General features: G+C 65.0%; 3 protein-coding genes. All 3 read left to right on the top strand.

The features are described 5' to 3' along the window. Nucleotides 1–63: 63 nt before the first annotated feature. The gene (locus tag Q4A20_RS14805; RefSeq protein ID WP_303124149.1) at nt 64–2,835 is read left to right on the top strand and encodes a hypothetical protein; all 2,772 of its coding nucleotides are present in this window, start codon (nt 64–66) and stop codon (nt 2,833–2,835) included. Nucleotides 2,836–2,990: 155 nt separating this feature from the next. Continuing rightward, the gene (locus tag Q4A20_RS14800) at nt 2,991–3,641 is read left to right on the top strand and encodes a DUF6301 family protein (RefSeq protein ID WP_303124147.1); all 651 of its coding nucleotides are present in this window, start codon (nt 2,991–2,993) and stop codon (nt 3,639–3,641) included. A 144-nt stretch (nt 3,642–3,785) separates the two neighbouring features. Next, on the top strand, nt 3,786–4,547 hold the full coding sequence (locus Q4A20_RS14795; RefSeq protein WP_303124145.1) for a hypothetical protein: 762 nt from the start codon (nt 3,786–3,788) through the stop codon (nt 4,545–4,547). Nucleotides 4,548–4,583: the final 36 nt, after the last annotated feature.

Genomic DNA, 4,583 nt, shown 5'->3' with positions numbered 1-4,583 from the left:
CGCCCCTACCTGTAAGCAACAACCCGCTTACACAGAAAACTTGACAGGCTCGACATCTCGGATTTGAGCCAGGCCATCGGTGATGGCTCATGGGTACAGGGAAGTCTGGCCGGGGTGGGACTGGCCGGGGACATGCTGTTCACCGTCACCAACCCTATCGCCGCCGGGGTCAGCGTGGTTGTCGGCTGGATCATCGAGCACATCTACCCGCTGGACGAGATGCTCAACCAGCTCACCGGTGACGCGGAGGCGGTGATGGCCGGGGCACAGACCTGGACCAACATCTCCGGGGCATACACCCAGCAGGCCACGGCGCTGCGAGACCACCTGACCGCGGATATGGCCGACCAGGCCGGGCAGGCCGCCGACGCCTGGCGGGCCCGGGCCGGCAAGCTGGCCGGCGGCATGAATACCATGTCGAGCGCGGCGGCGAACATCGCCAAGGGTTTGGAGATCGCCGCGGCGATCGTCCAGTTCGTCCACGACATGGTCCGCGACGCCATCTCCGAAGCGATCGGCATGTTCTTCCAGGCGGCCGCGGAGGAGATCTTCTCACTGGGCCTGGCCACCCCGCTGGTTGCGGGCCAGATCAGCACCTGGGTGGCGAACAAGGTGGTCAAACTTGCCAGCAAGGTCAAGGACCTGGTCAATTCATTCGCAGCCTTGTCCCGCCTACTACGCAAGGTACAGCCCGGTCTGACCAAGCTCATGGCGGGCCTGAAGAAGCTCGACCTTTCCGAGCACGCCGCCAACGCCGGCAGACGGGTGGGCCGCAACATCAAAAACCACATGGGCGGATCCACCCCCAAGCACCACACCCCCACCCTGACCGCCACCCACACCAGCGCCTCGGGTGGCGGAGGCACCAACGCCTCAACTACAACAACCAGCAGCGGCGGCCACACCAGCAGCACCGGCTCAGGAAGTGTTGGCTCCAGCAGCAGCGGTGGTTCCAGCTCCGTGTCTGGGCCTGGTTCCAGCAGCCCCCGTCCCGGTGGCGCCGGCGCCGCCCCCGGCGGGTCATCGGCCTCCGGCGGGTCCGGTACCAGCTATCACGGCATCGACCCGATCCACGGTGACACAAGCATCCCGTCTTCCGCACACAGCACCACGAGTTCGTCAACCAACTCAGGGACAACCCCGGCGGCGTCCACAGCCGACGCCACCTATCACGGCATCGACCCGATCCATGGCGATACCCGCGCACCTTCTTCGGCCCACAGTGCCGCGCACGCCAACACCGGTACTACCGCTGACTCCCCGCATGCGCGCAGTGGCTCGGACGGCGGTCGCACCAGCACCCCGGATGCGAGCACCGGCCGGACCGATGCTGACCGTCCTGACGGCAGTGCTCGCGACCGGTCCAGTACGGCGGCAGACCAGGACACCGGTAGCCGTGATGGCTCCGGCCGGCCCGGGCGCTCGGAGCAGTCCACCCCCGCCGGTGACGACACTGGCACGCAGTCCTCCCGCACCCATGCTCCTGACGGCCAGGCACCGGAGGCCACCCGCCCACACTCCGACCGCGCCCCCGAAGGCGACCGGCCCGATGCCCAACGCACCAGCGACACCGGCGACAGCAAGACCGGCGGTGACAGTGAGCCCGAGCCCACTAACCGCGACGGCTCCGACACTGATACAGAGCCCCGCGGCCGGTCTGATGCCGGCGGTGACCCGGATGCCCGGGACCGGTCAGGCCACGACCATGCGGAGCAGCCCGATCAGCACCGCAAACAGGCTCCCGACGGCCGCACCCGGGACACCGACTCACCCGGCCCCGAGCACCCCAAGAGCCAGGAGCCCAAGCCCGAGCCTGCACCTACTCACACAGACCCAGAACACCACTCCCACTCAACTACCGCAGCAGCCGACAGCACAACCCCACACGGCAAAACCGACGACACACCAGACCCCACCAACCACAAGGACAGCCCAGACGGCAACACCGACACCACCCACAAGAGCAACAACGAGGACACCAGCAACGACCACGCACACGACGACAAGGCTGCCGACAAGGACGCTCAACACGAGACCAACAATGACCACGGCGCCGGTGATCACGCCGATGGAGGCGGCGCAGACGGCTCTGATGGTGACGTTGATGACAGATATCAGAAGAGTGTTCCTGAGTTGTTCGAGGACCGTGAAGGATTCGTTAACCAGCGCGACGAGTTTCTGGGCGAATTGGACGCTTCAATGCCCGACGGCCTGGAACGAAGCGCCTTCAATGTCGAGAACCGACAGCAGACCATACGTAGTCTTGTCGATGATGGCTACGACCCGGAAGAGGTCGAAAGACTGCGGCAAATGGCGCGAGACTTAACGAAGGCCAGGCAGGATGTCTCTGAGACTTCCGCGGCGATTGGCGAGGTTGGCGGGCAGCGCTATTCGGATACGCATGGCGCTCCGGTGTTGGATGCGTGGCGTAACGAGAACAATGGCAGCACGCCGCCGGGAGGCTACTCCGACGGCGCCGCGCTGAGCAGTGACGGCAAGACCTTCTACGAGCTGGAGTACAAGGGCGTCACCGCCAAGCTGAGCAAGACGCCCGTGCACACCACGTTCGAAGGAGTCTTCCCTCAGGGCACACCAGAGTACGCGCGCGATCACCTTATCACCGATCCGCGCTACGCCCAGTACTTCCATGACCATAAGGACGTGTGGGAAGCAATCAAGAGCGGGAAGACCAGTCTATGCTTCCGAACCATTTCCACTCGCACGGCACACGGGAAGCCGCACGTGCAGGACGTCCCCTTCAACCTGGTCGGAGACGGGCCAAACGGACACAAGGTTCGCGACACCCTACAGGAGATGATCGACGCGCTCGACTGAATGACGACCCCAACCACGAGTATTGAGCATTACACAAAGTCTTCAACGGCCGATACAGTAGACATTGCGGACAGCGCAGCCTAAAATACTTAACAGTCCAGAGGGCCACAGCCTTCCTGGTTGGGCAACCCTAGCGATTCGGGGAGGAAGCAGGCATGAGTAGTACCAGCGGAGGACAGGACGACACCGGTACACCCACCCCGGGGACCGGCGTCCCAACCGGGGAGGGATTTGAGTTGTCCTTGCCTGGTGGTGGGGTGTTTCGGGTGGTTCCGCCGGAGGTGGGTGTGCCGGTTATCCGTCTGTGGCTGGAGCACGAGTGGCCCATGAGTGTGCAGGAGGGCCTGGAGCTGCGTGACCGTCTCGGCTGGCAATCCTCCCCGACCATGGAGACCATGTTTACTACCGGTCATGACCTGGGCGGCAAGGACGCGTCTTTTGTCATTGGAGAGGGCCAGATGGACTCCTTCCGCATGGGGTTGGCTTCGCGTATTCCGAAGGCCAGTGCGCCACCGGAGGCGGCTGTGCTGGTGCGCCAGGCATACTCCCAGTACGTCCAAGTGCTGACCGACTTGTACGGCACCGGCACCACTAAACACTTCCAGGGGCGCAACGGCCCCCAGGAGTCCACTACCTGGACCCTGCCGAACCGAGCATCACTGACAGTCGGCGTCCTGGGAAGGATTATTGACGTTACCGTGGACTCGCCTGCAGCCAACCGTGCGGCCGAGGCAGAACGCCGCTACCTCGCGCAGGAAGCTGAGTTCCCAACCGAGCCCCCACCACGCCCCCGCACCAACAAGTGATCCAAGACAACCACCCGGCGTTCACGTCCCACGGTTAGGGGACCGATCACAGCGGTCCTGGGAACCGACGAAACCGCCGCGCCGCCACCTGCACGCCTTTACGCCAATCCGTTGCGGCCTTGGAGCTACGGCTTAATCACCTACATGGCGCGGCCCTGGCCCATGTCCAGCAGACCGGTGGGACTAGTGCTGGTCCCGCGCCGGGGCCGGAAGCACTTCCGCCCGGGCAGCGGGCTGGACGGCGGCGACGGCAGCATCCCGGATGCGAGCACCGGCCGAACCGAGGCCGGGGGCTCGGATGCGGGTGGTAGCCGGGCCGGTAGTGGTAGCGCCCCGGCCGAGGTCGGAGATGTGGGCTCCACGGGCGGCAGCCACGCCGGTGACGGCAAAGCCAACTCTGAAGGCGAGCCTGAGCCCACTAACCGCGACGGCTCCGACACTGATACAGAGCCCCGCGATCGGTCCGGTGCCGACGGCGACCCGGATGCCCGGGACCGGTCAGGCCACGACCATGCGGAGCAGCCCGATCAGCACCGCAAGGACGTTCCCGACGGCCGCACCCGGGACACCGACTCACCAGGCCCCGAGCACCCCAAGAGCCAGGAGCCCAAGCCAGAGCCTGCATCTACTCGCACAGACCCAGAAGACCACTCCCACTCAACTACCGCGGCAGCCGACAGCACAACCCCACACGGCAAAACCGACGACACACCAGACCCGGCCATCAGCGGACACGAGAGCAACGACCGGGACACCAGCAACGACCACGCGAAGGACGGCGCTGCCGACAAGGACGCTCAGCACGAGACCAACAATGACCGTCACGGCGAGTCGACCTCGGATGCTGATTCTCCAGATGCGAAGGACTCGCCCGACGCCGGGGACGGTGACCTGTTTCAGCGTTAATGTCCGCTTGGGGCGGTTGGATCAGACATCATCGTG

It is taken from the genome of Actinomyces sp. (genome assembly GCF_030530635.1).
Taxonomy (GTDB): Bacteria; Actinomycetota; Actinomycetes; order Actinomycetales; family Actinomycetaceae; genus Actinomyces.
The sequence above is the reverse complement of the archived record's forward strand: the minus strand, read 5'-3'. Positions and strand labels throughout refer to the sequence as shown.